The 25038-nt window shown below is 61.7% G+C and carries 24 protein-coding genes and 1 tRNA gene; 8 read left to right on the top strand and 17 right to left on the bottom strand.

Annotated elements, in window-relative coordinates; all coding sequences use genetic code 11:
• The 6 genes from FQ320_RS00540 to FQ320_RS00515 form a co-directional block, all read right to left on the bottom strand.
• Window positions 1–1329, bottom strand: coding sequence for a glutamine synthetase family protein (locus FQ320_RS00540; protein ID WP_148468977.1), 1329 nt, complete (start codon window positions 1327–1329; stop codon window positions 1–3).
• A complete protein-coding gene (locus FQ320_RS00535; RefSeq protein ID WP_148468976.1) occupies window positions 1326–2165 on the bottom strand; it encodes an ABC transporter permease in 840 nt (279 codons plus the stop codon). Before FQ320_RS00535 ends, FQ320_RS00540 begins: the two co-directional genes overlap by 4 nt.
• On the bottom strand, window positions 2162–3037 hold the full coding sequence (locus FQ320_RS00530) for an ABC transporter permease (protein ID WP_148468974.1): 876 nt from the start codon (window positions 3035–3037) through the stop codon (window positions 2162–2164). The genes FQ320_RS00535 and FQ320_RS00530 overlap by 4 nt, the downstream gene beginning before the upstream one ends.
• A 92-nt stretch (window positions 3038–3129) precedes the next feature.
• The gene (locus FQ320_RS00525) at window positions 3130–3864 is read right to left on the bottom strand and encodes a transporter substrate-binding domain-containing protein (RefSeq protein WP_148468972.1); all 735 of its coding nucleotides are present in this window, start codon (window positions 3862–3864) and stop codon (window positions 3130–3132) included.
• A 44-nt stretch (window positions 3865–3908) separates the two neighbouring features.
• Window positions 3909–4682 carry an ABC transporter ATP-binding protein gene (locus FQ320_RS00520; RefSeq protein WP_148468970.1) on the bottom strand — a complete coding sequence of 258 codons (774 nt, stop codon included), beginning with the start codon at window positions 4680–4682 and terminating at the stop codon, window positions 3909–3911.
• A gap of 129 nt (window positions 4683–4811) precedes the next feature.
• Window positions 4812–5255, bottom strand: coding sequence for a TerB family tellurite resistance protein (locus FQ320_RS00515; RefSeq protein ID WP_148469488.1), 444 nt, complete (start codon window positions 5253–5255; stop codon window positions 4812–4814).
• Window positions 5256–5417: 162 nt separating this feature from the next.
• Here FQ320_RS00515 and FQ320_RS00510 point away from each other — a divergent pair, with 162 nt between their 5' ends.
• On the top strand, window positions 5418–6257 hold the full coding sequence (locus FQ320_RS00510; protein ID WP_148468968.1) for a MipA/OmpV family protein: 840 nt from the start codon (window positions 5418–5420) through the stop codon (window positions 6255–6257).
• Here the strand turns inward: FQ320_RS00510 and rlmJ are convergent.
• Window positions 6241–7035, bottom strand: a complete 795-nt coding sequence (gene rlmJ, locus FQ320_RS00505) for a 23S rRNA (adenine(2030)-N(6))-methyltransferase RlmJ (RefSeq protein ID WP_148468966.1) — start codon at window positions 7033–7035, stop codon at window positions 6241–6243. The two genes, FQ320_RS00510 and rlmJ, sit on opposite strands and share 17 nt — an antisense overlap.
• Before the next feature lie 4 nt (window positions 7036–7039).
• Complete coding sequence (locus FQ320_RS00500; RefSeq protein WP_148468964.1) at window positions 7040–7333, bottom strand: DUF1330 domain-containing protein; 294 nt, start codon at window positions 7331–7333, stop codon at window positions 7040–7042.
• Between the two features lie 61 nt (window positions 7334–7394).
• Between FQ320_RS00500 and FQ320_RS00495 the strand changes: the two genes are divergently transcribed.
• Window positions 7395–8162, top strand: a complete 768-nt coding sequence (locus tag FQ320_RS00495; RefSeq protein ID WP_148468962.1) for an SDR family oxidoreductase — start codon at window positions 7395–7397, stop codon at window positions 8160–8162.
• A gap of 47 nt (window positions 8163–8209) precedes the next feature.
• On the opposite strand, the gene FQ320_RS00490 is transcribed toward FQ320_RS00495, so the two are convergent.
• The 3 genes from FQ320_RS00490 to FQ320_RS00480 all read right to left on the bottom strand — a co-directional run bounded on the left by FQ320_RS00490 (window position 8210) and on the right by FQ320_RS00480 (window position 10864).
• On the bottom strand, window positions 8210–9853 hold the full coding sequence (locus FQ320_RS00490; RefSeq protein ID WP_148468961.1) for a CTP synthase: 1644 nt from the start codon (window positions 9851–9853) through the stop codon (window positions 8210–8212).
• A gap of 162 nt (window positions 9854–10015) precedes the next feature.
• A complete protein-coding gene (gene secG, locus FQ320_RS00485; RefSeq protein ID WP_148468959.1) occupies window positions 10016–10375 on the bottom strand; it encodes a preprotein translocase subunit SecG in 360 nt (119 codons plus the stop codon).
• A 93-nt stretch (window positions 10376–10468) separates the two neighbouring features.
• Complete coding sequence (locus tag FQ320_RS00480) at window positions 10469–10864, bottom strand: DUF6524 family protein (protein WP_148468957.1); 396 nt, start codon at window positions 10862–10864, stop codon at window positions 10469–10471.
• A gap of 164 nt (window positions 10865–11028) precedes the next feature.
• Between FQ320_RS00480 and FQ320_RS00475 the strand changes: the two genes are divergently transcribed.
• Both FQ320_RS00475 and FQ320_RS00470 read left to right on the top strand, forming a co-directional pair.
• Window positions 11029–12321, top strand: coding sequence for an adenylosuccinate synthase (locus tag FQ320_RS00475; RefSeq protein ID WP_148468955.1), 1293 nt, complete (start codon window positions 11029–11031; stop codon window positions 12319–12321).
• A gap of 80 nt (window positions 12322–12401) precedes the next feature.
• Window positions 12402–12629: a DUF2842 domain-containing protein gene (locus FQ320_RS00470; RefSeq protein ID WP_148468954.1), complete on the top strand. Its 228-nt coding sequence runs from the start codon at window positions 12402–12404 to the stop codon at window positions 12627–12629.
• 68 nt (window positions 12630–12697) lie between these two features.
• On the opposite strand, the gene FQ320_RS00465 is transcribed toward FQ320_RS00470, so the two are convergent.
• Window positions 12698–15142 (bottom strand): hypothetical protein, encoded by a 2445-nt coding sequence (locus FQ320_RS00465; protein ID WP_148468952.1) that lies wholly within the window; start codon window positions 15140–15142, stop codon window positions 12698–12700.
• 141 nt (window positions 15143–15283) lie between these two features.
• Here FQ320_RS00465 and FQ320_RS00460 point away from each other — a divergent pair, with 141 nt between their 5' ends.
• A complete protein-coding gene (locus FQ320_RS00460; protein WP_148468950.1) occupies window positions 15284–15934 on the top strand; it encodes a thiamine diphosphokinase in 651 nt (216 codons plus the stop codon).
• Here the strand turns inward: FQ320_RS00460 and FQ320_RS00455 are convergent.
• The 3 genes from FQ320_RS00455 to FQ320_RS00445 all read right to left on the bottom strand — a co-directional run bounded on the left by FQ320_RS00455 (window position 15882) and on the right by FQ320_RS00445 (window position 19065).
• A complete protein-coding gene (locus FQ320_RS00455; protein WP_255509315.1) occupies window positions 15882–16817 on the bottom strand; it encodes a DMT family transporter in 936 nt (311 codons plus the stop codon). The genes FQ320_RS00460 and FQ320_RS00455 overlap by 53 nt on opposite strands.
• 6 nt (window positions 16818–16823) lie before the next feature.
• Window positions 16824–17753, bottom strand: a complete 930-nt coding sequence (locus FQ320_RS00450; protein ID WP_255509314.1) for a DMT family transporter — start codon at window positions 17751–17753, stop codon at window positions 16824–16826.
• Between the two features lie 73 nt (window positions 17754–17826).
• Window positions 17827–19065 carry a cytochrome P450 gene (locus tag FQ320_RS00445; RefSeq protein WP_148468946.1) on the bottom strand — a complete coding sequence of 413 codons (1239 nt, stop codon included), beginning with the start codon at window positions 19063–19065 and terminating at the stop codon, window positions 17827–17829.
• A gap of 148 nt (window positions 19066–19213) precedes the next feature.
• Between FQ320_RS00445 and mnmH the strand changes: the two genes are divergently transcribed.
• Window positions 19214–20257, top strand: coding sequence for a tRNA 2-selenouridine(34) synthase MnmH (gene mnmH, locus FQ320_RS00440; protein WP_148468944.1), 1044 nt, complete (start codon window positions 19214–19216; stop codon window positions 20255–20257).
• Window positions 20258–20293: 36 nt separating this feature from the next.
• On the opposite strand, the gene selD is transcribed toward mnmH, so the two are convergent.
• Complete coding sequence (gene selD / locus FQ320_RS00435; RefSeq protein WP_148468943.1) at window positions 20294–22483, bottom strand: selenide, water dikinase SelD; 2190 nt, start codon at window positions 22481–22483, stop codon at window positions 20294–20296.
• Between the two features lie 548 nt (window positions 22484–23031).
• On the opposite strand from selD, the gene FQ320_RS00430 reads away from it, so the two are divergent.
• Both FQ320_RS00430 and FQ320_RS00425 read left to right on the top strand, forming a co-directional pair.
• The gene (locus FQ320_RS00430) at window positions 23032–23535 is read left to right on the top strand and encodes a GNAT family N-acetyltransferase (RefSeq protein WP_148468941.1); all 504 of its coding nucleotides are present in this window, start codon (window positions 23032–23034) and stop codon (window positions 23533–23535) included.
• A 59-nt stretch (window positions 23536–23594) separates the two neighbouring features.
• A tRNA-Asp gene (locus tag FQ320_RS00425) sits at window positions 23595–23671 on the top strand.
• Window positions 23672–24018: 347 nt separating this feature from the next.
• On the opposite strand, the gene FQ320_RS00420 is transcribed toward FQ320_RS00425, so the two are convergent.
• Window positions 24019–25029 (bottom strand): Fe(3+) ABC transporter substrate-binding protein, encoded by a 1011-nt coding sequence (locus FQ320_RS00420; RefSeq protein ID WP_148468939.1) that lies wholly within the window; start codon window positions 25027–25029, stop codon window positions 24019–24021.
• Window positions 25030–25038 lie beyond the last annotated feature (9 nt).

Genomic DNA, 25038 nt, shown 5'->3' with positions numbered 1-25038 from the left:
CTAAACCGTATCCAGATACAGCTCGATTTGTTCGTCGTCGGTCAGTTCGGCCAGATAATGCAGTTCCTGCCGCTTGGTCAGCACGAAGTTTGTGATCAGGCTTTCGGGCAGGATACGTCGCATCAGCGGATCTGCCTCGAAGGCCTCGATTGCGCTTTCCCATGTGGTGGGCATGCGGGGCAGGTCCAGCAGATAGGCGTTCCCGTCGATCGGCGGCGGTGGCATCACGCCGTCCTCGATCCCGTTCAGCGCCGCACCAAGGACACTGGCCAGCATCAGATAGGGGTTCACATCGCCGCCCGCGACACGGTGTTCGATCCGCCGGGCCTTTGGATTGCCGCCGGGCACACGGATCGCAGCGGTGCGGTTTTCATAGCCCCAGGCGATTGCCGTGGGCGCATGCGCACCTGGCACGAACCGGTCATAGCTGTTGCCATGGGGCGCGAACAGCAGCGTCGATCCCGGCATCGCGGCCATGCAGCCAGCGATGGCATGATGCAACAGAACCGAGCCTTCGGGACCGCCATTATCGAAGACATTGTTTCCGTCCCGATCAAGCAGCGAGAAATGCGTATGCATGCCGTTGCCGCTGAAATCGGGATAGGGTTTGGCCATGAAGGACGCGGCGAACCCGTGTTTGCGGGCCATGCCACGCACCAGCATCTTGAACAGGTAGGCGTCATCGGCGGCCTTCAACGGGTCGGCCACATGGGTCAGGTTGACTTCGAACTGGCCGGTTCCCGCCTCGGAGATCACGGTTTCAGCCGGAATATCCATCGCCTCGCAGGCGTCATAAAGATCGGTAAAGAACACATCCCAGGCATCGAGTGCGCGCAGCGACAGGATTTCAGCGCCCGAGCGGCGTTTGCCCGACCGGGGCGCCTTGGGGGCGCGCAGATCCTTGCCTGAATCGTCGATAAGGTAAAACTCAAGCTCGGTCGCGACCACGGGTGTCAGCCCCAATTCGGCAAACCGTCGCTGCACGCCCGCCAGAGCATGGCGCGGATCGCCTGCAAAGGCGCTCCCGTCCTCGTGAAACATCCACATCGGCAGAAGCGCGGTCGGCGCCTCCAGCCAGGGCATTGGGATCCATCCACGTTCAGTGGGAAACAGCACACCGTCAGGATCGCCCGACTGGAACACCAAGGGGCTGTTGTCGACGTCTTCGCCCCAGATATCGAGAAACATCACCGAAAGCGGAAACCGCGATCCTTCCTCCATCATTTTGGAGGCCATGCGGGCGGGCATCCGTTTGCCCCGTGGTTGCCCGTTCAGATCGGACGCGCCGACGCGGATCGTGCGGATTTCGGGATGGTCGTCAAGATTCATCGGATTACCTGTGGGCGAAACCGCAGCTTTGTGCGGCGGTCTTGTGGCAGATGACGGTTCAGGCGTTTGTTCACAAGCCCGAAGATGCCGATCACGCAGAGCGTCAGCAGGATGAAATATCCGGCCAGTATCGGATAGGGAATGAACGGGTTGAAGGTTTTGTCGGCGAAATATCGGGCGTAATACAGGGCATCGCCGCGCTGCTGCCAGGCCGGAAAGCCGCTGAAATAAACCAGCGTGGTCGCGTGAAACAGGAATATCGCCTCGTTCGTATAGGCGGGCCAGGCGAGGCGCAGCATGGTCGGCCATGTGATCCGCCGAAAGCGCGCCCAGCCCGACAGCCCATAGGCATCCGCCGCGTCGATATCGCCCCGGGGGACCGAACGCAGCGCGCCAAAGAAGATCTCGCCGGAATAGGCGGCGGTGTTCAGGAACAACACGATCAGCGCGCCCGCCCATGCCTTGGTCAGAAACCCGGTGGTCAGGGTGATTTCGGTGAACCCCAAGTTCAGGTCATATCCCAGTTTCGGCAGCAGCACGAAGGTTTCATAGGCCAGAAAGAACTGGATGAACAAAGGCGAGCCGCGAAACAGGAAGACGAACCAATCCGCAGGTTTGCGGATCAACGGGTTGCGTGCCGCCTTGCCCAGAGCCACGGCCGTGGCAAGGAAAAATCCGAAGGCAAGCGCGACGATGCCGAAATAGATGTTCCAGATCATCCCCGACCCGATCAGGGTGAACTGATCGCACAGGGTAAAGTCGCTGCGCGGCAACAGACGTTCACCGAACCCGATCGAGCGGAAGGCATAGGCCTGAATGGTGTCAAGACAACTCATGCCGCGCGCCTTTGCGCTTCGCCCGCAAGCGTGGCCTGCCCATGCGAAAGGCGCGTGGTCAGACGGGCCAAAACGATTTCAGAAACTTTTGTAAGTGCGAGATAAAACACCAGGAGCGCCAGAAAATAATACAGCCGCCAGTCGGAGTGCGGATAGTCGTAAACCTGAATTTTCGAACCGCCCAACTCGCGCGCCCAATAGACGATATCCTGAACCCCCAGAAGAAACAGCAGCGGCGTTGCCTTGATCAGGATCATCCACAGGTTCGACAGGCCGGGCAGGGCAAAGATCCACATCTGCGGCACAAGGATACGCCAGAACGTCTGACCGCGCGACAGCCCATAGGCCTCGGCGGTTTCGATCTGGCCCTTGGGGACCGCGCGCATTGCACCATAAAGTACATTGGCCGCAAAAGCGCCGAACACGATGGCAAAGGTAAACACCGCAATGGCAAAGCCATAGGCCTCGTGCACCCATTGCGCACTGTTCGACAGGGGCATCTTGGCCTGTGTGCAAACGACAAAGTCATTGCCCTGACGGATCGGCATATCCCAATCCGGGCATTTGATCTGGTGACGCAGCCATTCGATGCCCTGATCCACCGCGATCACGAAGAACAGGAAAAACGCAATATCAGGTACGCCGCGCACAATGGCAGTGTAACCCTTGCCGAACCAGCGCAGCGGGGCAATCGGCGACCGCGCCGCCATCGCGCCTGCAAAGCCGAAGATCAACGCGGCCGGCGCGGTCACGGCCAGCAGCAACAGCACCGTTCCAAAAGAGCCATAGAACGCCATATGCTTGCCGGTGGTCAGATAGCAGGCAAGCCAGTGCAGACCTTCAAGGGTCTTTGGGTCGGTGCAGGAAAAGATCGGCGGTCACCATTTTGCGGCGTTGAATTTGAGTATTTATACAAAGAAGAAACCGGGGCCGCGTGATCTGGCGGCCCCGGCGCACTTGTTGATCAGAAGGTGAGAGCTTCTTCGCCAAACCATTTGGTGATCATGGTGTTGAGAGTGCCGTCGGCCTTCATTTCACCAATGATGGCGTCAAATGTCTGCTTCAGCTCGGTGTCGGATTCCCGCACTCCAAGGCCGATGCCTCCGCCCAGCATGACATCGTCGCCCATCAGCGCCACATCTTCGCCTTCGTCGGCCACCGGCACGAGGAACGCCTTGTCGGCCAACACCGCGTCCGCCTCACCGTTGCGCACGGCGGCGACGGTTTCATCGGGGGTGGCGAATTCGACCAGTGTCTTGCCCTCCATCGAGGCGACGTGGGAGGCCTGAATCGTGCCGGTCTGGGCCGCGATCACGACGACATCATCCATCATCACGCCTTCCATGGCCAGAAAGGCCGATGGATCGGGCGGCAGATAGTTCTGGGTGAAATCGAGCACCTCGTCCCGCTCAGGGGTGATGCTCATCCCCGCGATGATCGTGTCATAGTTGCCCGACACGAGGTTGGGGATAATGCTGTCCCAGTCGTTGGTAACCCATTCGCAGGTCAGTTTTGCACGGGCGCACATTTCATCGCCCAACTCACGCTCGTATCCGTCGACCTCGCCGGCATCGTTGATGAAGTTATACGGAGGATAGGCGCCCTCGGTGCCCATGCGGATGGTTTTGGAATGGGCATCGGCCATGACCATACCGGCGGAAAGGGCCAGTGCGGCGGTGGAAAGGATGAGTTTCTTCATTGGTTGCTCCCTGATTTAACCTTTTACTCTGTATGATTGACCGGTCAGGCGGCCTGACCGGCTCTGAGAAACTTTTGCAGGCGCGTGCTGGACGGTGCCCCGAAAAGCGCCTCGGGCGGGCCCTGCTCTTCGATTTTTCCAAGATGCAGGAAAACCACGTGATCCGAGACGTCGGCGGCCAGTTTCATGTCGTGGGTGACCAGCAGCATTGTGCGCCCCTCGTCGGCCAGCGCCTTGATCACCTTGACCACTTCCTGCTCAAGCTCGGGGTCGAGCGCGGAGGTGGGTTCGTCGAACAGCAGGGCGCGGGGCTCCATGCAAAGGGCGCGGGCAATCGCCGCGCGCTGTTGCTGGCCGCCCGACAGCATCGCGGGCCAGGCATCGCATTTGTCGCCGATGCCGACCTTGTCGAGATATTCTCGGGCCTTCGCCTCGACCTCGACGGGATTGCGTTTCAGCACCGTCACCGGCGCCTCCATCACATTTTGCAGGATTGTCATGTGCGACCACAGGTTGAACTGCTGGAAGACCATGGACAGGTTGGTGCGGATCCGCGTGACCTGTGCACGGTCGGCGGGGTGACGGTCGGCGCCCGTACCACGCCAGCGGATCGGTTCACCCTCGAACAGGACATCGCCCTGTTGGCTGTCCTCAAGCAGGTTGGCACAGCGCAGAAGTGTGGATTTACCCGACCCCGAAGATCCGATCAGCGATACGACATGGCCGCGTGGTGCGATCATGTCGACGCCTTTCAACACCTCAAGCGCACCATAGCTTTTGTGCAGGTCGCGGATTTCGATGACAGGCGGAGGGGTCAAGGTGGATGCGGTCCGTTCGGTACAAGTTGGCCGCAAGTAGGGCGGATCGTCGCCGGGATTGCAATCCAGAAACGTCGGATGACGCAAGGGAACCGCCAGAGTCTTGCCACCCGGGCCCCCGGAGCGGGGTCAGGACCGGCGCGCTTCGACCCGTTGGCGCGCCAGATTGCTGTCACGGTCGTTCAGCCCCAGCATCGGAGCGACAAGCCGCAGCAGCGCGTTTTCGTCATCGTCGCGCACCCCGTCGGCCAATACGATGTCCCAAAGCGCCTCGACCACGCTGACACGATCCTCATACGGCACTGTCTGTTTGATGGCGCGGGTAAAGCGGACGGTGTCGGGAGCTTCTTCCTCCAACGTCTCGGCGTCGCGGCGCAGAGCGGCGGAATCAGTGGGCGACAGCCCGTGGCGGAGTGCCAGAATCCGGTCGATGCGGGCGATTTCGATGGCGGCATAATCACCGTCTGTGCGCGCAATGCGCACCAGAAGTGCCGCCAGCGCAAGTCGGGCGTCGGCATCGGGCAGGTGGTCGGGGGCGGGCGCGGTAAGGCGGCGAAGGATATCTGCAAACATGGATAGGATATAGCGCCCACTGCCACTGGTGAAAAGGGCAGGGTGCGTGGCGGGCATGGCATAATTACCATATTACAGCAGTTGTACCGAAAGTGATCTGCGCGAGGACAGGAAACACACTATATAGGGTTCATCTGCACTCGTCCCACAATGGAATCACCCATGTCGATCCTGCCCCGCGCCCTGATTTCCGCCTTTGCCTTTCTGATCCCGTCGTTTGCCACGGCGGGCGATCTGACTGTGCCGGTTGGCGAACCCTTACCGGTTTATCAGGCGGCGCCGGTCGCCAGTCCCGGTTTGGTGTTCACGATCCGCGGCGGGGCATCGGTGACTCCGGATTACTTTGGTTCGGGTGATTACAGCGTTGGGCCGGATTTTGCGGTGGGGCTGAACTTCCTTCGGTTGCCGGGCGGGCGTTCCTTTGGGTCCTATGATCCGAACAACCCACAATACGGTTTGGGGCTTCGCGGATCGTTCCGGTATATCGACGAGCGGAGCGCGGCTGACTATCCCGAACTGAACGGGCTGAACGACGTGGACACCAGCGTCGAACTCGGGCTTGGGCTTGCCTATTCCTCGCGCAATTTCGATGCCTTTGCCGATCTGCGTTATGGAGTTGTCGGGCACGAGAGTTTTGTCGGCGAAGTCGGGGCCGACGTCAAATTTCAGGCCAATGACCGCCTGACCCTGTCTGCCGGACCGCGACTGTTCATCGGTTCGGACAAATATTCATCGACTTATTTCGGCGTCACCGCCGCCGAGGCCGGTGCCGTGGGCAGCAACTTTGCCGGACAGGCGTTCAACGCCGGCGGTGGATTGCTGAGCGCCGGGGTCGAAGTCGGGGCCAAGTACAAGATCAACGACGATTGGGGACTTGAGGGCGCCGTGACCTGGGACAGGTTCACCGGCGATGCCGCCGACAGCCCCATCGTGCAGCAGGGCGAGCGTGACCAATACGGTGTGCGCATCGGTATCACCCGGCGGATCACGCTGGATTTCTGAGACTTTGACGAAGCCGTTCAAACAGGCCGTCCAGCAGGGCGGCCTGTTCGTTTGTGCCCCATGGCGGATTGACGATGAACACTCCGCTGCCGGTCAGCCCGTGACCTGAGCGCGCCGCGGCAAAGCCCACCTCGTGACGCAGGCCATCCGGCAGGGCGGCTGACAGGGCACGGGTCATGACCCGGTGCCGCCCGTCGGCCAGGATCGGATACCACAGCATCAGGATGCCGACGTTCCAGATCCGGTGCAGCTCGGGCAGCAGTCGCGCCATCGCAGCATAATCGGCCTTCACCTCATAACTCGGGTCAATCAGCAGCAGCCCGCGCCGGGGTGTCGGCGGCAAGATCGAATGGGCCAGCGCCGGTCCATCCGTGCGATACACTTTTGCGCGCCCGGCCACCTGCGACAGCGCGGCATTCTCGCCCGGGTGCAGCTCGGCCAGATGCATCGTGTCACCCGGACGCAGAAGTGCCTTGGCGATCAGGGGGGAACCCGGGTAAGCGCTGGACCCATGGTCCGCCCGAGTGGCGGCCAGTGCGCGTAAATAAGGATGCCCGGCATCAAAGAACGCTTCGGCGCGGGCGATTCCCGCAGCCGCTTCGCCGGTCTTGACCGCCTCGGGCGACGCCAGATCATACAGCCCGCGCCCGGCATGGGTTTCAACATAGCTTAGCGGTTTGTCCTTGGCCGTCAGATAGTCGAGCATGAAGGCAAGCAGCGCGTGTTTATGCACATCCGCCGCATTTCCCGCGTGATATCCATGTTGATATGACAGCACCGGTTCAGCCCTCGTACCCTTCGACGATGATCAGCCGTCCTTCGGAAATCGGCGCACGAATCGCGAGCGCGTCCGTATATTCGTCGCTTTCATAGCAGGCGACCGCGTCGGCATAGCTGTCGAATTCGATGACCACGCATCGCGGAAAACACTCTCCCTCCACCACCTGCTGCTGGCCGCCGCGCACAATGAAGCGGGCGCCATATCTTGCAAATACCGCTGCGTTGGCCGCTTTGTATTGTTCATAGGTTTCAAGATCGTGAACGATATTGTTGGCGATCCAGTATCCTTTAGGCATTGTGCAGCTCCGGTGGGTTGGGTTTGGCCCACCCTACGCGGAACAAAAACAGGGGCAAGGCATGGATCTTGGTTTGGACGGACATCGAGTGATTGTAACGGCCGGGGCGGCGGGAATCGGGCTGGCCATCGCCAGGGGATTCGCCGTCGAGGGGGCGCGGGTCGTTGTCTGCGATCTGGACACAGCGGCACTGGACACCTTGCCCGATGGGATCACGGGCCGGGTTTGCGATGTGTCCGACCGGGACGGCGTGGCCGGTTTCATGGATTGGGCGCTGGACCAACTGGGCGGGCTGGATTGCCTTGTGAACAACGCCGGAGTCGCCGGACCGACCGGCGCGCTTCAGGACATCGCCCCCGAGGATTGGGATACCTGCCTTTCGGTCGGCCTGACCGGGCAGTTCAATGTCACGCGGCTGGCCGTGGATGCCCTGAAATCAAGCGATAACGCCAGTATCATAAATCTGTCGTCCCTTGCCGGGCGTGTGGGATTCGCGCTGCGCACGCCCTATGCGGCGGCGAAATGGGGGGTGATCGGGTTCACCAAATCGCTTGCGCTGGAACTGGGTCCATCCGGTGTCCGGGTCAATGCGATCCTGCCGGGGCTTGTGGCGGGTGATCGTCAGCGCCGCGTGTTGGAGGCAAAGGCTCAGGCGCAGGGCCAATCGTTCACGGATGTCGAGGCGCGGGCGTTTTCATTCACCTCGATCAAGGAATATGTGACCGCCGACCAGATCGCCGACCAGATCCTCCTGCTGGCATCGCATCGCGGGCGCACAGTGTCGGGTCAGGCAATATCCGTCTGCGGCGACACCGGGATGCTGGCTTAGTCGACGCAAGGCACCGGCCCGAGTTTTGGGCCGGTCGCCCCCTGGTTTCAGACCAGCCGCGACACCTCTTTCGCCGCCCGCACGAAATCCTTGAACAAAGGGTGCGGATCGAAGGGTTTGCTTTTCAGCTCAGGGTGGAACTGCACGCCGATGAACCAAGGGTGGTCCGTCACTTCGACGATTTCAGGCAGCCGACCGTCGGGCGACATGCCAGAGAACGACAATCCCTTCGCCTCAAGCACATCGCGATATTTCAGGTCGACCTCATAGCGGTGGCGATGGCGCTCTTCGATCTCGGTCGCGCCATAGATTTCGGCGACTTTCGACCCGTCTTTCAGATGCGCGGTATAGGCACCCAGCCGCATCGTGCCGCCCTTGTCGTCGCCAACCTTGCGCGCGACGGTGTGGTTGCCCTGCACCCATTCCTTCAGGTGATAGACAACGGGTTCAAAACGCTTGCCGCCGGCTTCGTGATCGAATTCCTCGCTGCCTGCGGTTTTCAGGCCGGCCAGATTGCGCGCCGCCTCGATCACCGCCATCTGCATGCCAAGACAGATACCAAGATAGGGGATCTTTCTGGTGCGGGCGTATTCGGCTGCCTTGATCTTGCCCTCGGTGCCGCGTTCGCCAAAGCCGCCGGGCACCAGAATCGCATGCAGCCCCTCCAGCATCGCCGCCGCGTCTTCGCGTTCGAACAATTCGGCATCAACCCATTCGATGTTGACCCTGACGCGATTGGCCATGCCGCCGTGGGTCAATGCTTCGGCGATGGATTTATATGCATCCTCAAGCTGGGTGTATTTGCCGACGATGGCGATGCGGACCGAACCTTCGGGGTTGAAAACGCGGTCGTACACGTCTTCCCAGCGCGAAAGGTTGGGGCGCGGCGCGGGCGAAATCGCAAATGCGTCAAGCACCGCCTGATCCAGACCTTCCCGATGATAGGCCAGCGGCGCCTCGTAGATCGATTTCAGGTCATAGGCAGCGATCACGCTGTCAAGATGCACGTTGCAGAACAGCGCCAACTTTTCACGCTCTTTTTGCGGAATCAGCCGCTCGGAGCGGCAGACCAGAATGTCGGGGGCGATGCCGATGCTGCGCAGCTCTTTGACTGAGTGCTGGGTCGGCTTGGTCTTCAACTCACCCGAGGCGGCAATCCATGGCAGCAGGGTCAGATGCATAAAGATACATTCGCCGCGCGGACGGTCCTGTGCGAACTGACGGATCGCTTCGAAGAACGGCAGCCCCTCGATGTCGCCGACGGTGCCGCCGATCTCGCAGAGCATGAAATCCACCTCATCGGCGCCGATCTTGAGGAAATCCTTGATCTCATTCGTCACATGGGGAATCACCTGAATCGTTTTGCCCAGGTAATCTCCGCGACGCTCCTTCTCCAGAACAGTGGAGTAGATCCGGCCCGACGACACCGAATCTGTCGCACGCGCCGCGACACCGGTGAACCGTTCGTAATGGCCGAGATCCAGATCGGTTTCCGCGCCGTCATCGGTGACGAACACTTCGCCATGTTCAAAGGGCGACATCGTTCCGGGATCGACGTTCAGATAGGGATCGAGTTTTCGCAGGCGGACCGAAAAACCACGCGCCTGTAACAGCGCCCCAAGTGCGGCCGATGCAAGACCTTTGCCCAGCGAGGACACAACGCCACCAGTAATAAAGACATAACGAGCCATGGTGTCTGAAACCCCCGTGAAATGCGCAAGACGTGTTGGATTGCGGTGCGATGAACAGCACCATCACGGGATTGAAGCCATACAGGATTCGCGGCCATCCCGCAACCGGACCGCACTATCTTGCGCCGTGAAGGCTCACGCCGCAAATGGAGATGGGTTGGATCAGTCGGCGCGCGGCGGCGTATCGGGCGTGGCAGAAGCCCCCGGCGGCAGCAGATCAGATCCGGACGGAAGGCCCGGTGTTTCGGCGACAGGCTGTTCGATGCCCAACCGGTCAATAACTGACCCGCCCGCGGTTTTCTGCGCCGCGATCACGGTCAGGCCGATCGATGTGCCGATAAAGCAGAACGCGAAAACCCAGGTCAGCTTGGTGAGGGCCGTTGCGACACCGCGCGACGACACTGCGCCGCCACCACCCCCGCCACCCATGCCAAGGCCGCCCCCTTCGGAGCGTTGCAGTAGGACCACACCAATCAGGCACAGAGCCAGGATCAGGTGAACGACGAGAACAATATTTTCCATGCAGACGGACCTTCGGACAGCGACTGCCGGTATCTAGAAGGCCACGGCCTTTACCGCAACCCCAAAGCTGACCTTGCAGTCGTCGACAGCCGTCTATTCGTCAATATCGTCGACATCGGCCTGTCCCGACAGGCGGCGGCGCGCCAAAGACCAGCTGAGTCCAACACCAAGTACCAGCGAAAGCGCGAAAAGCCCCAACCAGGTGTTCAACTCGTGATTGTCCAGCCGCAGCATCCCGTAATCGTACAGAACCCAGATCACTGCGCCGACCAGAGCGGCAATCAGCACCACCCCGATGCCACCGATCGAACGCAGAGTGGCGCGCAGATAAACAATGTATCCGATCAGCAAGAGCAATCCCAGAAGCACCGCCATCGGCATCTGGGTTTCCCAATTCACCCGCGCCCAGCGGACATAGTTCCAATCGGTCGGATTGTACGTCGCAGCCAACAGGACAAAGGCGAACAGCCAACGTATGATGAAACCCATGTGCGGACCTTTTCGATGGAGAACGGCTTTTGGATGCCAGAGCCAAGGCCGCGCTGTAAAGAGGTTTGGGCGAAGGGTGATGACGTTTCCGTTTGTCCTGCCGGTTCTGGCGACATATACGGTGCCGGGTTCTGCGCCCGCGTGAGTTCTTGAAAGGATGCCAAATGGCCAACGTCGTCGTCGTCGGCGCCCAATGGGGTGACGAGGGAAAAGGCAAGATTGTAGACTGGCTGAGCGAACGCGCCGATGTCATCGCCCGTTTTCAGGGCGGGCATAACGCCGGTCATACGCTGGTCATCGACGGCAAAGTGTTCAAGCTTTCGCTGCTGCCATCGGGAATCGTACGCGGTGGCAAACTGTCGGTCATCGGCAATGGTGTGGTGCTGGACCCTTGGCACCTGCTTGAGGAAATCGCCAAGTTGCGCGGGCAGGGTGTTGAAATCACACCCGAAAACCTGATGATTGCGGAAAACACGCCGCTGATCCTGCCGATCCACGGCGAACTTGACCGTGCGCGCGAGGCACAGGCGAGCGTCGCAAAGATCGGCACCACGGGCCGAGGCATCGGTCCGGCCTATGAGGACAAGGTGGGCCGCCGCTCGATTCGGGTTGCCGATCTTGCCGACGCCGCCACACTTGAACTGCGCGTCGATCGGGCCCTGGTGCATCACGACGCTCTGCGCCGCGGGCTCGGCATGGAGCCGATTGATCGTGACGCATTGCTTGCCTCTCTGCGTGCTGTGGCGCCTGCGGTGCTGGAATATGCAGCGCCGGTCTGGAAGGTGCTCAACGAGGCGCGACGCGCCGGCAAGCGCATCCTGTTCGAGGGCGCACAGGGCGCATTGCTCGACATCGATTTCGGCACATATCCCTTTGTCACGTCGTCCAATGTGATCGCGGGGCAGGCGGCGACGGGCACCGGGATCGGCCCCGGAGCGATCGATTTCGTACTGGGAATCGTCAAGGCCTATACCACCCGGGTCGGCGAAGGCCCGTTTCCGGCGGAACTGAAGGACGATGTCGGTCAGCGGCTGGGGGAACGTGGGCATGAATTTGGCACCGTCACCGGGCGCAAGCGGCGCTGTGGCTGGTTTGATGCAGTGCTGGTGCGCCAAACCTGCGCGACATCGGGTGTCAACGGTATCGCGCTGACCAAACTCGACGTTCTGGACGGGTTCGAGACGCTGAAAATCTGTGTTGGCTATGATATTGATGGCGAAAAACTGGATCATCTGCCCACCGCCGCCGACCGGCAGGCGCGTTGCGTTCCGATCTATGAAGAGCTGCCGGGCTGGTCGGAATCGACCGAAGGCGCGCGCTCCTGGGCCGAACTGCCTGCTAATGCGATCAAATACGTCCGTCGGGTCGAAGAGCTGATCGGCTGCCCGGTCGCGCTGCTTTCGACCTCGCCCGAGCGTGAGGATACGATTCTGGTGACCGATCCCTTCGCTGACTAAACCCGGCGCGTGCTTGCCAATCAGTGGCGGGGCCGGCCAGAAAAATCCCGCCAGCTGGGGGGAACTTGGAGAGGACAATCATGGCACTGAGTTACAAGGCGCGTCGGCGCTGGTCACTGGTGGTGCTGCTGGTCGGTTTGCCGCTCTATATTCTGGTGGCAAGCTGGTTGGTCACTCTGCTGGATCGCCCTTCGATCCTGATTGAATTGGCGATCTATGTGGTGCTTGGCATTGCTTGGGCCCTGCCGTTCAAGGCGGTGTTCCGGGGCATTGGAAAGCCCGACCCGGATGCGACGCCAAAGGATTAAAACTGCGGCACGAAACGAAAAAAGGGGCGGTCCTGCGACCGCCCCTTTTTCTGTATCATACGGTTGGTTTACCCGGCTGACACCCGGCTTTGGGAAGGTTGCGCCTGATCGCTGAGCGCGAACTGGCCCTGTCCCACCTTGCGGATTCGACCCGTGCGGAGCAGTTGACCAAAGCTTTGCAGGCCTTTTTCCCGGCTCAGTTCCAGATCGGGGCGCAGTGTGGCCACCCGGCGCAGCAGTTCGGGGCGCGAGATTTCGGTCTGCCCCTCGGTCAGTGCGGCATAGGCGGCGGCCGCTTCGAGGATATCGGGCAGATCACTTGCCCCGCGCTGTTCCGAAAAATCGGCAAAGCTGATCGCGGCGTTGCCCTTGCGATCACTGGCGGGCAACGATTCTGCGCTGGCCACTTGCGGGCGGGAAACCCGGCGCGGACGCACGGACCCGACGGGCGCTTTGGGCTCGGTCGGCCTGTCGATCCGTTGTTCGGACACCAGAACCAATGGCGCCGGGCGTGCGGCCAGCGGATCGGCCGGACGCTCACGTGACGCGCCTTCGCCGGTCTGACCACCCGCAACCGGGCGGCGTGGGCGAACCACCTGAGCAAGATCGTCGCGATACTGGATCAGGGTCTCGTCCTTGACCTTTTCCGCCTGTCCTTTCAGGAGTTTGTCGGCCTTGGTCGCTGCGACCGCTGCCTTGAGGTGAGCAATGGCCGAGCGGCGGCGGCTGCCTTCGGTATCGTTCAGTTTGGCGTTGGTTTCGGTCAAAAGGCGGTTAAGGGCCTGCTCATCACCCTGCGTCTCGTCCTGCTCGACCGTTGCTTCCTCTGCTACGGCGGGCGTTTCGTCAAAGTTGGCGTCGGCCAGAGGATGCGGCGCGCGGGTCGGATTGGCCGTTTCGGTTTCCGCGCGTTCGACCGCCGCCAGTTCGGCAAGCAGGTCGTTTTCATCCTCTTCGTCAAGGCTAGTTTCGCCGATCAGGTTGCGGATGCCATCGGTCAGCGTGTCGTCGGCTGCGCCGATGTTGTCGAAATCATCGTCGCTATCGGGATCGGCCGCAAAGACGTTTTCGGTTAACAGATCGTCACGCACAGTTGGATCGTCGTGGGTTTCCATCGTGCCGGTGTCCGCGATGGCATCGCTGGGTTCGTCGGCATCCAGCTCGATTTCTGCAAACATGTCTTCGGTATCGGAAAGATCGTCGTCGTCCTCGACCTCTTCGATCTCGCCAGAGGCCAACGCGGCCTCGAACTCGGTCCGCTTCAGCTTGATGATTCTGGCATGGGGTGCCGAGGGAATCGAAGGTGTAGCAGTCAGAGCCTCGTCAGGTTCGCTGTCTCCGACCAGACCGGCAATCGTATCATCCAGCGCATCGCGAAGATTATCGTCGAACTGGCTTTCAAGGTCTTCCGGCTCGGCAATCTTTGCAACAATATCTGACTCTGCGTCGGTGTGTGCCGGCAATTCATACTCTTGTGCCGCGGTTTCGATGGTCTCCACGTCCGGAATTGTCATGCTGTCCGGCGTGGCAGCAACCAATTCACTGGCATTGTCCGCGGTTTCGGCCAAGACCGAGGCCAGGATCTGACCCGTGTCATCCTTTGGTTCGTCGGCGAAATCTTCTGCCGCTGTTTCGTCGACCAAAGGCGCCGTTTCCAAAGCGGGATCCGCCGTCCACGTATCGCTGACGTCTGTTATGGCGACTTCGGTCATCGAGACTTCGGTTACGCTGATTTCTGCGATTGTAACCTTTGGAGTGGATACATCTTCGGGCGCGTCCGGCTCTGCGATGTCGAAAGCTTCCGCCAGTGTCTCGGTCGGATCTGCGGATTCATCCAAACCCGCATCGTCGATCATGTCAGAGAGGCTGACCGGGGATTCCGCGTCGTCTGCCGGAACTGTCGCGGCTTCCACGGCGAAATCGTCGGCTTCCTCGGCATCGTCGATCACCGGGGCGTCGGCCACGAAAAAGTCGGAGCGGACGGGCGCGACATAGGGTTCGACCGGTTCATCTTCGGCAAAGGCGGTGTCGGCTTCGCGGCTGGCGCGGGCACGGGCCACGACGGCACGGATGCGCGAAAGCTTGGCCGCGACACTGTCGCCGTCGATCTCGACCTCGAAAGGCGTGTTGTCGCCAGCATCGGATCTGGCCGGTGACGGGCGGCGGTCGTCGCCGGGCGGAGAAGCGCGACGCGGTGCCTGAGGGGGCACTGCCGGACGGGTCAACGGAAAGCCCGCAGCGGGACCGGCGGTGGCATCTGCGGTCTGACGCAGGACGACACCGTTCTTTTCCACCCGTGCCTCGACCCGGCGTTTGACTTCACGCTCGGCAATCTGATGTAGCATCTGTGCATCGGGCTGCGGCGGTTCGGCCCCAAAGTACCGGTCGTCAGCGGCCAGATCGCGGAAATACTCCGCGATGGATTTCATCGTATCGAAAGGTTGGTCGAACCCTTCGAGTGTGCACGAGAACGTGCCGTATGAAACAGTCAGAATCTTGCTCGACCCAACCATCGGTATCTCGCTTTCTCCCCCGATCCAGCAAGGGTATGTTTACCATGCATTGGTGCGCAGATCAGAACAGAACTGCGGATTAAGCGGTATCTTTTCGCGGCCAGAATGTGGTCGCAGTGCTGATATAAGGTTAACACTGCCATGTTTCCGATTAAATCCTCGCGGGTCACACTGGTGGGCGGGGGGCCTGTCTCACCTGCGGATCTTCAGGAGATATTAACGTTTTCGCCTTATTTAGTGGCTGCTGATGGAGGTGCCGACACAGTTCTGGCCGCCGGGCGAACACCGGATGTGGTGATCGGAGACCTTGATTCGATATCTTTGGACGCGCGACAGAGGATCGATTCCCGCCACATTGTTTACGATCCGTCGCAGGACACGACGGATTTCGAAAAGTGCCTTGGCCGCATCGATTCGCCGCTGATTCTGGGGCTGGGGTTTCTGGGTGCGCGGATCGATCACGAACTGGCCGCGCTTGCGGTGCTGGCCCGTTCCACGCCCGGGCGGATCGTATTGATCGGAGCAGAGGATATCTGTTTTCACGCGCCCCCGGCTCTGGCGTTGGATCTGCCGGTCGGTATGCGGTTCTCGCTGTTTCCCATGGCGCCGGTCAGGGGCCGGTCATCCGGGTTGGAGTGGCCGATCGACGCGCTGGAATTTGTACCGGCGGGGCAGTGCGGTACATCAAACCGGGTGACGGGACCGGTGCGCGTGGCGATGGACGGACCCGGCATGTTGGTCATTCTGCCGCGCCGGGCGCTGAACCCGGTGCTGGACGTGCTGCCCGGCTGAGGCTGCGTTCGCGCAGCACGATGTAAAGCCCCGCCGCCAGTGTAATCGCGATTCCCAGCGCGGCCAGTCCATTGGGAAGCGCCGAAAAGACCACCCAGCCGATCAAAGTCGCGACGGGAATTTCCAGATATTGCACCGGCGCCAGCGTGGCTCCGGGGGCAAAGCGCAGCGACCATGACATCAGCAAGTGGCCACAGGTGCCAAGCAGCCCCAACAGCCCGAGCAGCAGCCACTCATGTCTGACCGGCATTTCCAGATCAAGATGCGGCAGTCCGGACCCATCCAGCAACAGCATGACCGGGATCAGGACCGTGCAGGCCATGAACCCGCTGACGAACTGCAAGGCAATAGGGTCGACATCCTTGGCGATACCGCGTGTCACCAGCATGAACAGCGAAAACGCCACCGCCACCAGCAGCGGCAACAGCGCCCATGGACCCACCGCCATAAAGGTCGGCTGCACCACAAGAAGTGTGCCGACAAAACCGACGGAACAGGCGATCATCCGGCGCGGGCCGACCTCTTCTCCCAGCACGAAATGGCCGAGCAGAAGCATGATGAACGGCATCACAAAGGCGATGGCGATTGCCTCGGCGATGGGCAGCACGGTCAGTGACAGGAACATCGCGCCGATGCCGACAATATGCAGGGCGGTGCGCAGGACAATCAGCCACAGAACCCGTCTGGGCATCCGTAGGGTTGATGGCGCCAGCAGCATGAAGGGCACAAGAAAGACCGCCTGCAAAATGAACCTGATGGTCACCAACTGACCCACCGGCAGCCGTTCGCCCAGCAGTTTTGCCGTGGCATCGCCCATCGGCGCGAGAATGCAAAAACCCAGCATCAGGACGATGCCCAGCAGCGGGCGGTCGGCGGCGCGCACCACGGATCAGATCGGCGGCTGCGGAGCGGGCAGAGGCTCACGCTCCAGCCGCCGCTCGCGCACGAATACATAGATGCCGGAGCCGATGATCAGGGCGATCCCGGCCAGCGTCTGAACATCGGGGAAATCGCCAAATATCGCAAAGCCCAGCGCGGTTGCCGCAACGATCTCAAGATACTGAAGCGGCGCCAGTGTACCAGCAGGGGTATAGCGCAAGGCAAAGCTGATCATCAGGTGCGAAACGGCTGCCATCCCACCAACTCCCGCCAGCCAGATCCAGACCTTTCCCTGGGGCAGAACCACCTGCAAAGGATGAAACGGCGCGTCGTCAAAAAAGCCCGGCAGGGGAAGGGTGTGACCAATCGCCAGCAGCGGCAGAATGATCACGGTCGCCGCCATGGCTGTCCAGAATTGCAGCGCGACCGCTGGAATGCGGCGGGCGATATGGCGGGTCAATACCAGATAACAGGCGAAACAGAAGGCGGTGAGCACGGGAAGCATCGCCACCGCGCCGAACGCGCTGAAACTGGGGCGGATGACCAACAAAGCCCCCGCGAATCCCACTGCACAGGCCGCGATCCGCCGCCAGCCGATGGTTTCGCCTAGAAACACCGCCCCAAGCACGGAGAGGATGAAAGGTTCGACAAAGAAGATCGCGATTGCATCGGCAATGGGCATGACCCGAAGGGCGGCAAAAAATGCCGAGGTGGCAATCAGGATCAGCAAGGCACGCACGAAATACAGGGTCCGGTCGCCGCGCAGCGGGGGCGCTGTTAGCCCCAGCCAAAGCACCAGAGGCCACAGAATGATCGCCTGCAACACGAACCGCGCGGCCGCGATCTGGCCCACGGGAATCGTCGGCGCCGCCAGCTTTGCAAAGGCATCCATCACCGGCGCTGTGGCGGTGAACCCGATCATCAAAAGAATGCCGAGCATCGGCCGGTCCTGCGTCATAGGCGGAAGCTAGGCCCGCAGACCGGCAGGTGCAATGGTCGGCAGTGACCCGGGGTCAACGCGGTTTGCGACCCAAGCGCACATCAAGCCGGTCCAACCCGTGAAATGGATAGATATCGGCATATCGGGGCACCGCCGCAAGCGCCAGATCGGGACAGCGCGCAAACAGACAGGTCAGGGCGATTTGCAGCTCCAACCGGGCCAACGGGGCACCGACGCAGAAATGCACGCCCGCGCCAAAGGCGGTGTGGGGCGGTGTGCGGCGGGCGGGGGCGAATTGGGCGGGGGCGGATTGGGCGGGGTCGAAACGGGCGGGGGCGAATTGGTTGGGCAAATCGTAAACCGCCGGATCGCGGTTCGCAGCCGCCAACAGACAGGCCACCTTGTCACCCCGGTGAAAATCATGGCCGAACAGCGTGACATCCTCGTACACCCAGCGGGTGAACATATGCAGCGGCGGATCAAAGCGCAGGATTTCCTCGACCGTCGAGGCGATCCTTTCGGCGGTGACCGACCCGGGACCGGCCCGATGTTCGCACAGCGCCTTTACCCCGTTACCAAGAGTATGCACCGTCGCCTCATGCCCCGCATTCAGCAGCAGGATACAGGTCGAGATCATTTCGTCGGTCGACAATCGCGCGCCGTCTTCTTCGGCGGCGATCAGGTGAGTGATCAGATCATCGGCAGGCGTCTCGCGGCGTTCGGCGATATGGCTACGCAGAAAACCGGCAAAGTCGCGGGCTGCATCGGCGGCTGCATGCTCCATCTCGACAGAGCGGCGGGCCTGATACATGCCGACCATGGCGTTCGACCATTGCAAAAGCTGTGGCGCGAGCGAGTCCGGCACACCCAGCAGTTGCGCAATCACGATCACCGGCACCTGTTGTGCATAACCCGACAGCAGGTCTGCATCCTCGGGCAAGGCATCGATCAATTCATGACACAGTGCGGTTATCTCAGGGGCAAGGGCTGCTATCCGGCGGCTGGTGAAGGCGCGCAGCACAAGCCCACGCAGACGGGTATGGCGTGGCGGCTCAAGCTCCAGCATCGAATGCGCCTCGATGGCATAGAATTCTTCGGTATGGGGGGCGGGGATGATCGCGTGATCGGCGGGTGCCTCGCGCCCCAGCCGCCGGTCTTTCAGCAACGCCCCGACCGCGGCGTGACCGGTGGCGCAGGCAAGATCGAAATCCTCCCAGAAAAACAACTCGCCCGCCTGCCGTGTGCGGTCATAAAACCCATAGGGGTTCTGGACGAAGGCCGGATCGGTGGGGTTTTGACGGAAGCGCTGCATGTCCGGGCTGATACGGCGCGGCGCTGAACCCGGCAAGTCCCCGGTGAGCGAATGATCGCCCCTGCACCCGGACCGATGGGATGTCCCGGATCGGGGGCGGGTGGCGCTTATCGCTTTTCGTCATCCTTCGGGCGCGATAGGCAAGAGTATGGATCACAGCTTTGCAAGCCTTGCCGATAGTCTCGACCATGGGTTCGACACCCTGATCGATGTGCGCGCCCCTGTCGAATTCGCCGAGGATCACATACCCGGCGCAATCAACCTGCCGGTGCTGGATGACGCCCAGCGCGCCGAGGTCGGGACAATATACAAACAGGTAAACGCCTTTACCGCGCGCAAGGTGGGTGCGGCGCTGGTGGCGCGCAACACCGCGGACCATGTGGAAGGGCCGTTGGCCGCGCATGATGGCGGATGGCAGCCGCTGGTCTATTGCTGGCGGGGCGGGCAACGTTCGAACGCATTCGCGTCGATTCTGTCCCAAATCGGCTGGCGGGTGGCGGTGGTTGATGGGGGGTATCGCAGTTTTCGCAGGCTGGTGAAGACCGCCTTGTACGATACCGCCTTTCCCTGCCCGGTGGTCCTGTTGGATGGCAACACCGGCACGGCCAAGACCGAATTGCTGGCCCGGGTCGCGGCGCGGGGGCATCAGGTGCTTGATCTGGAAGGGCTTGCGGGGCATCGCGGATCGCTGTTCGGGGCGCAGGGCGATCAGCCGTCGCAGAAAGGCTTTGAGACCCTGCTGGCCAGTGCCGCCAACCATCTGACCCCGGGACTGCCGGTCCTGATCGAAGCGGAATCGAGCAAGATCGGCAGCCGGGTGATTCCGCCCTCTCTCTGGGCGGCGATGTTGAAAGGGCGTCGGATCACGCTTGAGGTGCCGCTGCCCGCGCGGGCGGAATATCTGGTGCGGGCCTATGGCGACATCATAGCCGATGCGCCCCGGCTCGACCGGACGCTGAGTGCGCTGCACCGGCTTCAGGGAGAGGAACGGATTGCGCGATGGCGGGCTTTGGCGGGCTCGGGCGATTTCCGGACACTGGCGGGCGAGTTGATGGAGCAACACTATGACCCGCGCTATCGCCGCCAGCGGGGTACGGTGCGCGATCTGGCAAGGCTGGATGTCGAAACGCTGGATGACGACGGGCTGAACCATGCAGCCGACCGGATTTCTGACTTGTTGCGTGGAATTTAAGCGGGTTCGGGTCAGACCCTTGCCGTGTGATCGACGTCAGACAACTTTGATGGTGGGCGGGCCTTCGGTGATCTCGCCGATCCGCGCCGCCGGATGGCCCGCCGTGCGCAGGGCAGCGATCAAGCTGTCGGCAGCTTCAGGTGCAACAGCGGCCAGAAGTCCCCCCGCCGTCTGCGGATCGAACAGCAGGTCACAGCGCGCAGTGTCGGGAAGCGCGGTATGACCGCCGATCTCGCGGTTGGCAGGGAACAGTGTTGATCGGTGACCCGCCTCGGCCAGCGCAAGCGCCCCGTCCAGCAGCGGCACCGCGCCCAAGTCAAGCCGCGCGCCGCAGCCCGAAGCGCGCACAAGGCCCAGCAAATGGCCGTACAGCCCAAATCCGGTCACGTCCGTCATCGCGTGGGCATCGCAAAGGATTTCCGCCGCCGATCCCTGTGCCCGTTGCATCGACTCCAACGCCGCCGCCACCCATTCACCGCGCGCCGCCAGCGCCATTTCGGCGGCCATGATAACACCGGTTCCCAAAGGTTTCGTCAGGATCAGCACATCGCCCGCCCGCGCCCCGGCCAGAGTGATCGCGCGGCTTGAGGTGCCGGTCACCGTCACCCCAATGGCCAACGCATCACCCACCATGGTGTGCCCCCCGGCCAGCGCCGCACCGGATTCGCCCACAGCCGCCGCTGCGCTTGCCATCAGTTCCGACAGGATACGGCGGTGCAGCCGGTCATTGCCCCGGGGCAGGATTGCCGTGACCAGCGCCGCCTGTGGTTTCGCACCCATGGCATGAACATCGCCCATGGCATGATTGACCGCGATCCGCGCCATGACCCAAGGGTCGTCGGTCAATGCGCGCAGATGATCGGTGCTGATCACCTGATCGACCTCACCAAACCGCAGCACCGCCGCATCGTCCCCCGCGACCAATCGCACGTCGGACCGTGTGGGCGTGGGCAGATCGGCCAGAACCGCCGCCAGACTGCCTTGGCCCAGCTTGGAACCACAACCGCCGCACATCGCTTTTCCACCGTGGATCGCATCGTCAACGCCATCGGCGCGACGTTTGGGCAAGGGGGCAGCGGGCATTGTCTGCAGATCGGCCAGACGGAACATGAACGTGCGGTCGATCCGGTCTTTCCAACGCCACAGAAATTCCCCTTCAAGCCGCAGGCCAAACTTGTCGGCCACCGCCGCCCTGCGGCCCAGCGAGATCAGCTTGAGATAATCGCGCTGCGGACGATACGGTTGCATCTTTCCCGCACCGAGAGCGGCACAGAGGTTGTTCAGCAGGATCGGCGCCTGACGCACTGCGAACACCCCGGCCTTGGGGCGCGGCGCGTGATCCATATGGGCACAGTCGCCGACCGCGAACAGATTGTCCGCCCCCTGAATTTGCAGGGTTTCACCCACCCTGAGAAACCCGTTGTGCAGCGGCAGCCCGGTCTGTTCCAACCAGCGATAGGGCCGCGCGCCCGCCGCGCCGACGGTGAACGCAGATGGGACATGTCTGCCATCCGCCAGTCGCACACCATCGGGTTCCAGACCCGCGACCGCCGTCTGCTCCAGCAGCGTGATCCCCATGTCGGCCAGCCGTTGACGCAAGGCGCGCGCAGCACCTTTTCCCAGCCCGATCATCGCATCTTTGGTCTCGACCACATGCACCGGTCCGACGCGCCCGGCGGCCTGCCTTGTGCCATGGGCCATCGCCATGGAAAGCTCGATGCCGGCAACGCCTCCGCCGATCACCGCAAGCCCGGCATCGGCCAGCGCGGGAGTGTCGGCCACAAGCTCCAGATGATCCTGCCAGCTTTCCGCAAACCGGCCCAGAGGTTTGGCGGGGATGCCATAGTTGGCAAAGCCGGGCAGATCGGGCATCGCCGAGTGGATGCCGATATCGAAAGACGCCACATCATAGGGCACCGGCGGCCTGTCATTCAGGGTGATTTCACCCCGACCAATGTCGATGCCTGTCGCCGAGCCGAGGATCAGCCGCGCCCCCGCGAACCGGGCCAGCCGGACCAGATCAATGTCCAGTTCGCTCCGGTTATAATGCCCCGCGACAAACCCGGGCAACATCCCGGTATAGGGTGCGGTGGGGCCGGGGTTGATCACGCTCAGCCGGACACCTGCAAGCGGTGCCATTCCCCAGGCGCGCAGCACAAGGGCATGGGCATGACCGCCGCCGATCAGCACCAGATCACGGGTCAGGGGCAGGGGGGGAGATTGCATATCGGGAAGCCTGACATTCAGTTTCGCTCTGTCCTAGGACGTGACCGGGCGAAACGCGAGTCTGCGCCGCCCACAACTGAGTGATTGCGCAGTATCCGTGGAGGCTTTGTGTGTCTTGCGTGGTGGGGGATGCGTAACGTGCGGGCGGAGAGTGAGTTGGGTGCAGGTCCGGTGCCTGTGTCGTTGTGACTGGGCGTACCGGACCGGGATACTCTGGTGACAATAGGGTGCGAAAGGGCGGATTGTGTACCGAACCGGGCACCGGAGCGGACCTTCGTGTTCCAGAGTGTATCAGGTGGTTTTGGATTGCCTCGTGATCGGATATGGGCTGGTGGCGGTCGGCTGACGACACGCCATGCCCGGCTCCGGTTCTTACGCTGCACAGAATGTGATCCTGTCCCTATGCTTTTCCCAATAAAAATCCGTCCCATTATATTGCGCGAGCCTGACGGTGCTCTGACCTCTCACCGCGTTGCGGGTGAAACCGCGCCGGTCGATTCCCGGCAAACCCCGTCGAACAGTCGGCGACCCATCCCCGAGGTGTTCCGATGATCGTCGATGCCGCCACGCCGGGCGATCTGTCGGCGCTCCATGCACTGCACAAGGCCAGTTGGGCCAACGCTTATGCGCCATTCGTGCCTGCCGCGGCGCTCGGCAAACCGCTTGATGATCACATGGCGCGCACCTGGGCCAGTTTGCCGCCCGGCATCCTGTGCGCCCGCGCCGATGGCCAACTGATCGGGTTTCTGCGGCTCAAGCCCAAATTGGGCTGGCCCTATATCGACAACCTCCATGTCTTGCCGGGTCTGACTCGCGGCGGGGTGGGGCGGGCGTTGATGGGGGCTGCTTGCGACACCCTGACGGACGGCGGCCAATCCCGGGTCTGGCTGACCGTTCTGGCCGACAATATGACGGCACGGCGATTCTATGCCCGGATGGGTGGGATCGAAACCGCACGCATCCGCGAGACGTTATTGGGTGAACCGGTGACAACTTTTCCCATTGTCTGGACGCATCTTCGCAAACTGCGCCTTTCGAAAGAAAAATTGTAGTTTCAGGGGCAAGATGCGCTTGACCCCACCAGTGGCATATCTTATTGCCCACCACATGCGCGGTTGTAGCTCAGTTGGTTAGAGTACCGGCCTGTCACGCCGGGGGTCGCGGGTTCGAGTCCCGTCAACCGCGCCACTTAATTACTGTCTTCGGAATGATCCTTTTGTGATCAGATGGCCGCCCCCTCGGGGGCGGCCGCCGGTGTTTTGTCCGGGTATATTTCGCAGGCAGGCTGGCATCCCCATCAGATCGCGACCGGTTGGGCCTGCAAAGACCAAGGCGCGATTTCATCGCCCGATTCCAACAATTCGACAGGACTGCGGGGGATTTGTCCCCGGGCTGACCAAAGACGGGTTCGGATGGTTCAGTCGATGCAAGACGGCGCGCGCCCGGACTGAAACCGACACCGAAAACAATGCGGACTAATCAAAAATGGCCCCGGGAGCAGCGCTGCCCGGGGCCACGTATTCAGCTGTCGGCGTTCAACCGTCGAAGTTGACCCGCTCCATCATCTTCAGGGCCTCGCCGCGGTGCGCCGCAATGGCCGTCAGATCGGTATCGTCAGGCACAATCTTGCCCCAGCTGCTGACCAGTTCGGAGGGGGGTGTTTCGGGGTCGGCGGGGTATTCGTTGTTCACATTCGCATAGATCGCCTGTGCCTCGGGGGATGCGAGGTATTCCATGAACGCCAGCGCCTCGTCGCGATTCGGGGCAGAGGCTGTCATCGACACGCCCGAAATATTGACATGGCTGCCGGAACCGTCGGCGAAGGTCGGAAATTCGATGCGCACCGAATTGGCCCATTCCGCCTGTTCCGGATCTTTCAGCATCGCGCCCATGTAATAGGTGTTGCCAAGCGAGATGTCGCATTCCCCGGCCCAGATCGATTTAACCTGCGAGCGGTCATTGCCTTCGGGCCGTTTCGCCAGATTCGCCTTGACGCCGGTGACCCATTCTTCGGCTGCCTCGGCACCGTCATGTTCGATCACGGCGGACAACAGTCCGATGTTATAGACATGAGTTCCCGACCGGGTGCAGATGCGCCCCTTCCATTTCGGATCGGCAAGATCCTCATAGGTTGTCACTTCGCCGGGCGCGACGCGGTCCTTGCTGGCATAGACGATGCGCGCGCGATAGGTGACGCCGAACCAGTGATTTTCGGTGTCGCGCAGGGCGGCAGGAATGTGATCGTTCAGCGTTTCGGATTCGACGGCCTGTGTCACGCCGGCCTCTTTCGCCTCGGACAGACGCGATATGTCGACGGTCAGAATGATATCGGCGGGCGAACGGGCGCCTTCGGCCTTCAGCCGTTCGACCAGGCCTTTTTCGATAAACGCGACATTGGTATCGATGCCGGTTTCTGCGGTGAACCCGTCCAGCAACGGCTGGATCAGTTCAGGCTGGCGATAGGAATAGATATTGACCTCTGCCGCAAAGGCAGGTGCCGCCAGCGCGACAAGCGATGTGGCTAGGGTCAGGGTGCGAACAGTCATTGTAACCTC

The sequence above is a fragment of the Oceaniovalibus sp. ACAM 378 genome (assembly GCF_008085915.1).
Taxonomy (GTDB): Bacteria; Pseudomonadota; Alphaproteobacteria; order Rhodobacterales; family Rhodobacteraceae; genus Oceaniglobus.
The sequence above is the reverse complement of the archived record's forward strand: the minus strand, read 5'-3'. Positions and strand labels throughout refer to the sequence as shown.

Bases quoted from the DNA above. Each gene is read 5' to 3' on its own strand.
- FQ320_RS00525 (WP_148468972.1), bottom strand. From the start codon at position 3,864: ATGAAGAAACTCATCCTTTCCACCGCCGCACTGGCCCTTTCCGCCGGT.
- selD (WP_148468943.1), bottom strand. From the start codon at position 22,483: ATGCAATCTCCCCCCCTGCCCCTGACCCGTGATCTGGTGCTGATCGGC.
- mnmH (WP_148468944.1), top strand. From the start codon at position 19,214: ATGGATCACAGCTTTGCAAGCCTTGCCGATAGTCTCGACCATGGGTTC.
- FQ320_RS00515 (WP_148469488.1), bottom strand. From the start codon at position 5,255: ATGTTTGCAGATATCCTTCGCCGCCTTACCGCGCCCGCCCCCGACCAC.
- FQ320_RS00540 (WP_148468977.1), bottom strand. From the start codon at position 1,329: ATGAATCTTGACGACCATCCCGAAATCCGCACGATCCGCGTCGGCGCG.
- FQ320_RS00490 (WP_148468961.1), bottom strand. From the start codon at position 9,853: ATGGCTCGTTATGTCTTTATTACTGGTGGCGTTGTGTCCTCGCTGGGC.
- FQ320_RS00460 (WP_148468950.1), top strand. From the start codon at position 15,284: ATGTTTCCGATTAAATCCTCGCGGGTCACACTGGTGGGCGGGGGGCCT.
- FQ320_RS00475 (WP_148468955.1), top strand. From the start codon at position 11,029: ATGGCCAACGTCGTCGTCGTCGGCGCCCAATGGGGTGACGAGGGAAAA.
- FQ320_RS00430 (WP_148468941.1), top strand. From the start codon at position 23,032: ATGATCGTCGATGCCGCCACGCCGGGCGATCTGTCGGCGCTCCATGCA.
- FQ320_RS00535 (WP_148468976.1), bottom strand. From the start codon at position 2,165: ATGAGTTGTCTTGACACCATTCAGGCCTATGCCTTCCGCTCGATCGGG.
- FQ320_RS00450 (WP_255509314.1), bottom strand. From the start codon at position 17,753: ATGCTCGGCATTCTTTTGATGATCGGGTTCACCGCCACAGCGCCGGTG.
- FQ320_RS00500 (WP_148468964.1), bottom strand. From the start codon at position 7,333: ATGCCTAAAGGATACTGGATCGCCAACAATATCGTTCACGATCTTGAA.
- FQ320_RS00495 (WP_148468962.1), top strand. From the start codon at position 7,395: ATGGATCTTGGTTTGGACGGACATCGAGTGATTGTAACGGCCGGGGCG.
- FQ320_RS00420 (WP_148468939.1), bottom strand. From the start codon at position 25,029: ATGACTGTTCGCACCCTGACCCTAGCCACATCGCTTGTCGCGCTGGCG.
- FQ320_RS00480 (WP_148468957.1), bottom strand. From the start codon at position 10,864: ATGGGTTTCATCATACGTTGGCTGTTCGCCTTTGTCCTGTTGGCTGCG.
- secG (WP_148468959.1), bottom strand. From the start codon at position 10,375: ATGGAAAATATTGTTCTCGTCGTTCACCTGATCCTGGCTCTGTGCCTG.
- FQ320_RS00470 (WP_148468954.1), top strand. From the start codon at position 12,402: ATGGCACTGAGTTACAAGGCGCGTCGGCGCTGGTCACTGGTGGTGCTG.
- FQ320_RS00465 (WP_148468952.1), bottom strand. From the start codon at position 15,142: ATGGTTGGGTCGAGCAAGATTCTGACTGTTTCATACGGCACGTTCTCG.
- FQ320_RS00510 (WP_148468968.1), top strand. From the start codon at position 5,418: ATGTCGATCCTGCCCCGCGCCCTGATTTCCGCCTTTGCCTTTCTGATC.
- FQ320_RS00445 (WP_148468946.1), bottom strand. From the start codon at position 19,065: ATGCAGCGCTTCCGTCAAAACCCCACCGATCCGGCCTTCGTCCAGAAC.